Annotated in this window: 5 protein-coding genes and 1 pseudogene; all 6 read right to left on the bottom strand. The window is 57.9% G+C overall.

Going from position 1 to position 4,555, the window contains the following annotated elements; all coding sequences use genetic code 11:
* Positions 1 to 353 (bottom strand): annotated as a pseudogene (locus RTY00_RS20285) (Zn-dependent hydrolase); the annotation flags it as partial.
* Positions 350 to 1,585 carry an alanine--glyoxylate aminotransferase family protein gene (locus RTY00_RS20280; RefSeq protein ID WP_312665834.1) on the bottom strand — a complete coding sequence of 412 codons (1,236 nt, stop codon included), beginning with the start codon at positions 1,583 to 1,585 and terminating at the stop codon, positions 350 to 352. The pseudogene RTY00_RS20285 and the gene RTY00_RS20280, both read right to left, overlap by 4 nt.
* Positions 1,586 to 1,606: 21 nt before the next feature.
* The gene (locus tag RTY00_RS20275) at positions 1,607 to 2,338 is read right to left on the bottom strand and encodes an amino acid ABC transporter ATP-binding protein (protein ID WP_007887180.1); all 732 of its coding nucleotides are present in this window, start codon (positions 2,336 to 2,338) and stop codon (positions 1,607 to 1,609) included.
* Entirely contained in the window at positions 2,319 to 2,975 is a 657-nt protein-coding gene (locus RTY00_RS20270; RefSeq protein WP_036648539.1) for an amino acid ABC transporter permease, read from the bottom strand. Before RTY00_RS20270 ends, RTY00_RS20275 begins: the two co-directional genes overlap by 20 nt.
* A complete protein-coding gene (locus RTY00_RS20265) occupies positions 2,975 to 3,640 on the bottom strand; it encodes an amino acid ABC transporter permease (protein WP_061717544.1) in 666 nt (221 codons plus the stop codon). Before RTY00_RS20265 ends, RTY00_RS20270 begins: the two co-directional genes overlap by 1 nt.
* A gap of 3 nt (positions 3,641 to 3,643) precedes the next feature.
* Positions 3,644 to 4,429 (bottom strand): transporter substrate-binding domain-containing protein, encoded by a 786-nt coding sequence (locus RTY00_RS20260; protein ID WP_008105226.1) that lies wholly within the window; start codon positions 4,427 to 4,429, stop codon positions 3,644 to 3,646.
* Positions 4,430 to 4,555: the final 126 nt, after the last annotated feature.

Here is a 4,555-nt window from a genome sequence, read left to right as displayed (position 1 = left end):
CGATCGTGCAGCCATTGCACGGTTTCGATGACGCTTAATACGCCGAGCATGCCGTCGTAGCGACCGGCATTGCGCACCGTATCCAGATGCGAACCGAGCAGCAGCGCCTGCGCACCCGGCTGCGCCGCTTCGTAGCGTCCACAAATGTTGCCCACCGCGTCCTGCCACGTCGTCATGCCCGCGGCCTGCATCCATTCGCCGACGCGCGCGTTGGCGCGCAGCTGTTCCGGCGACAGATAAACGCGCGTCAGGCCATCTTCGCTTTCACTGATCTCAGCCAGCGCATCACAACGCGCCATGACGCGAGCGGCGGCGATCTGCGCCTCGCTGGCGGTCATCAGGCTTTTATTCATGCGCGGCTCCCGTAAAGATCCCACGCTGCCTGCATCGCTGCGCCTTGCGTGGTGCGGAAACCAACATGGTTCAGCACCGCTTCCAGTGCGCTTAAGGTCATCATCACGCAATCTTTACGCGCGTTGTAACCCATGGTGCCTATACGCCACACTTTGCCGTGCAGCGGACCAAACGAAGTACCGATCTCGATACCGAAGTCTTCCAGCACCAGCTTACGCACCTGATCGCCATTCACGCCCTGCGGGATCACCACGCCGAGCACGTTATTCATCTTGTGTTTTAAATCGCCAAAGGTTTCGAGGCCCATGCCCTGAATGCCTTTCAGCAGCGCATCGCCGTGCAGCTTGTGGCGCGCAATGCCGTTATCTAATCCTTCTTCCATCATCAGACGCGCACATTCACGCGCGCCAAACAGCGCGGTGGTGGCTTCGGTGTGGTGATTGAGGCGTTCCGGGCCCCAGTAATCCATGATCATGCCGAGATCGAAATAGTTGGAGTAGATCATCTCATCGTCGCCATCCTGATGATCGGCGGTGCGAATGCCCTCTTCCACGCATTTGCGCTTGCGGATCACCGCTTCCATCTGCGGGCTCAACGTGATTGGCGAGGTACCGGAAGGTCCGCCGAGGCACTTCTGCATGCCAGCCGATACCGCATCCAGCCCCCACGCATCGGTTTCCAGCGCATTACCGCCGAGTGATGCAGTGGCATCGGTGTAGAACAGCACGCCATATTTCTGGCAGATCGCGCCCAGTTCTTCCAGCGGCTGCAGCATGGTGGTGGACGTATCGCCCTGCACCGTCAGCAGCAGACGCGGCTGTACTTTTTTGATCGCGTCTTCGATCTGATCCGGCGTAAATACTTCGCCCCACGGCACTTCGATGGTGTGCACTTCCGCGCGGCAGCGGCGGGCGATTTCACACAGCAGATGACCGAAACGGCCAAACACCGGCACCAGCACTTTGTCGCCCGGACGGATCGCCGACAGCAGGATCGCTTCGATACCGGCGCGTGAAGTGCCGTCGATCAGCATCGTCCAGCGGTTTTCAGTGCGGAATACGCCACGGTACAGCGCCATCACTTCGTTCATGTAGTGCGTCATCGCCGGATCGTACTGGCCAATCAGCTGGCTCGACATGGCGCGCAGCACGCGCGGATCGGCGTTGATCGGGCCCGGTCCCATTAGCAGACGCTGTGGCGGATTGATTTGCGAAAATTGGCTGATATCCATGTTGTATTCCTTAAAGAAAACTTAGAGGCGGACCGTGGAGATAAACTGCTTCAGCTCCGCCGTTTGCGGATTGGCGAAGAGTGTTTTACTGTCGCCCTGCTCCCAGACGCGCCCCTGATGCATAAAGACCACGCGATCGCCCACGTCGCGGGCGAAGTTCATTTCATGGGTGACGAGAATCAGCGTCATGCCTTCGGCGGCCAGCTGCTCCAGCACTTTCAGCACTTCGCCGACCAGCTCGGGATCGAGCGCGGAGGTGATCTCGTCACAGAGTAAAACTTTGGGCTGCATCGCCAGCGCACGGGCAATCGCCACGCGCTGCTGCTGACCGCCAGACAAATTGGCCGGGTAGTAATTGATGCGCTCACCGAGGCCGACTTTCTCCAGCATCTGCGTTGCCAGTTCACGGCATTCAGCTTCGCTTTTCTTCAGCACGCGGCGCGGCGCCAGCATCACGTTTTCCAGCGCCGTCATGTGCGGGAACAGGTTGAAGTTCTGGAACACCATGCCGACCGAGCGGCTGATTTCCCGCGCCTGCGATTCGCGGTCGGTAATGGTCATACCGCCAAGTTTGATGCTGCCTTCCTGATAGCCTTCGAGGCCGTTCATGCAGCGCAGCAAGGTACTTTTGCCCGATCCGCTGCGGCCGATAATCGAGATCACTTCGCCGTGATCGACATCGAGATCGACACCTTTCAAGACGTGGTTGTCGCCGTAGTACTTCTGTACCTGATTAATGGTGATGAGCGGCATTGAATTTTTTCTCCAGGTACTGGCTGTAACGCGACAGCGGATAACACATCAGGAAGTAACCGAGCGCCACCAGGCCAAACACCTTGAACGGCTCATACGTCACGTTATTCAAAATGGTGCCGGCTTTGGTGAGCTCGACGAAACCGATAATCGAAGCCAACGCGGTGCCTTTAATCACCTGCACGGCAAACCCAACCGTAGGCGCGATAGCGATACGAATCGCCTGCGGCGCCACCACGCGAAACAGCGTTTGACCAAATGTCAGTCCGAGACAGCGCGACGCTTCCCACTGCCCTTTTGGCAGGGCGCGAATGCTGCCGTACCAGATATCCACCAGAAACGCGCTGGTGTAGAGCGTTAAGGCCAGCGAGGCGGCGGTCCATGGCGCCACATCGATGCCGAACAAGCCGACACCGAAGAAGGCGAGGAACAGCTGCATCAGCAGCGGCGTGCCCTGAAACAGCTCGGTGTACGCGCGCACAAAGCGCATCGGCCATTTACGTTTCAGCAGGCGCATAAACAGCAGCGGTAGAGTCACCAGCGTGCCGCCAAAAAATGCCACCAGCGAGAGTAAAATTGTCCAGCGCGCTGCCAGCAGCAGGTTGCGCAGGATGTCCCAGTCGGTAAATTGCGTCATCATGCCGGCTGCGCTCCCAACCATTTACGTCCCAGCGCCAGCAGCAGTTGGCGCATGGCGATCGACAACGCCAGATAGATCAGCGTGGTCACGAAATAGACTTCAAAACTCAAAAAGGTGCGCGACTGAATCAGGTTGGCGGCAAAGGTCAACTCTTCGTACGACACCTGCGACACCACCGATGAACCGAGCATCACAATGATGCATTGGCTGACCAGCGCCGGATAAATGCGCTGCAGCGACGGCGGCAGCACCACGCGGATAAAGGTTTGCGTGCGGGTTAATCCCAGCACGCGCCCCGCTTCCCACTGGCCGCGCGGCGTCACCTGAATCCCGGCGCGAATAATTTCGGTGCTGTACGCGCCCAGGTTAATCAACATCGCCAGCAGCGCCGCTTCGCCCGCCGTCAGTTTCAGACCCAAATTGGGCAAACCAAAGACGATAAAAAACAGCTGCACCACAAACGGCGTATTACGGATCAATTCGACATAAAGGCCCCAGATGCGGCTCGCCCAGCTTGGTTTACCGCTGCGCAGCGCCGCGCCGAGAATCCCGAGACTGACGCCGCCCACGGTGGCGAGCACGGTGATCTGAATCGTGACCCACAATCCGGCCAGCAACTCTGGCCAGTGCGGCCAGAGGTCGGCAAAGTTAAGTTGCGCCATGCTTTATGCGCCGAGGTTGGCTGGCAAAGGCGCTTTCAGCCACTCTTCCGACAGCTTGTTCAGCGTGCCGTCTTTGATGCCCTGCTCAATCAGCGCATTCACTTTCTCTTTTAGCGCCGGCTCATCTTTTTTCAGGCCGATGTAGCACGGTGAATCTTTCAGCATGAACTGGGCAACCGGTGCTTTCGCGGCGTTCTGACGCGCAATGGCGGCGACAACCAGGTTACCGGTGGCAACGTATTGCACTTGTCCCGACAGATAAGCCGACAGCGTGGTGTTGTTATCTTCGTAACGCTTCACCTGGGCATCTTTCGGCGCGATATCGCTTAACACCATATCTTCCACTGCACCGCGCGTGACGCCGATGGATTTGCCGCTCAGCGCTGCCGCATCTTTCAGGGTTTCGCCTTTCGGGCCAAATACGCCAAGGAAGAACGGCGCATAAGCTTGGGTGAAATCGATCACTTTTTCACGCTCGGCGTTTTTACCCATGCTGGAGATCACCAGATCGACTTTATCGGTCTGCAGATACGGCACGCGGTTGGCGCTGGAAACCGGCACCAGCTGCAACTTCAGTTTCATCTGTTTGGCGAGATACTTCGCCATGTCGATATCGTAGCCCTGCGGTTGCAGGTCAGTACCCACGGAACCGAACGGCGGGAAATCCTGTGGAACCGCCACGCGGATCACGCCGCGCTTCTGGATATCCTGCAGCTGATCGGCCATCGCACTCCCGACCTGCGCCATCAGCAATGCCGCGCCCGCTACCGCTAATAATACTTTTTTCATTATGCACCCCGGTGAGTGTACGTGAAACAAAAGATTCTTGATGAATCATTCTGCAACTAATGTGCCAACCGCAGTGCCGGGAGAAGAAAGGGGAAAAAACGGGGTTTTACCGCGTTGAAGGCAACA

This window comes from Pantoea sp. CTOTU49201 (assembly GCF_032054795.1).
Taxonomy (GTDB): domain Bacteria; phylum Pseudomonadota; class Gammaproteobacteria; order Enterobacterales; family Enterobacteriaceae; genus Pantoea; species Pantoea symbiotica.
The sequence above is the reverse complement of the archived record's forward strand: the minus strand, read 5'-3'. Positions and strand labels throughout refer to the sequence as shown.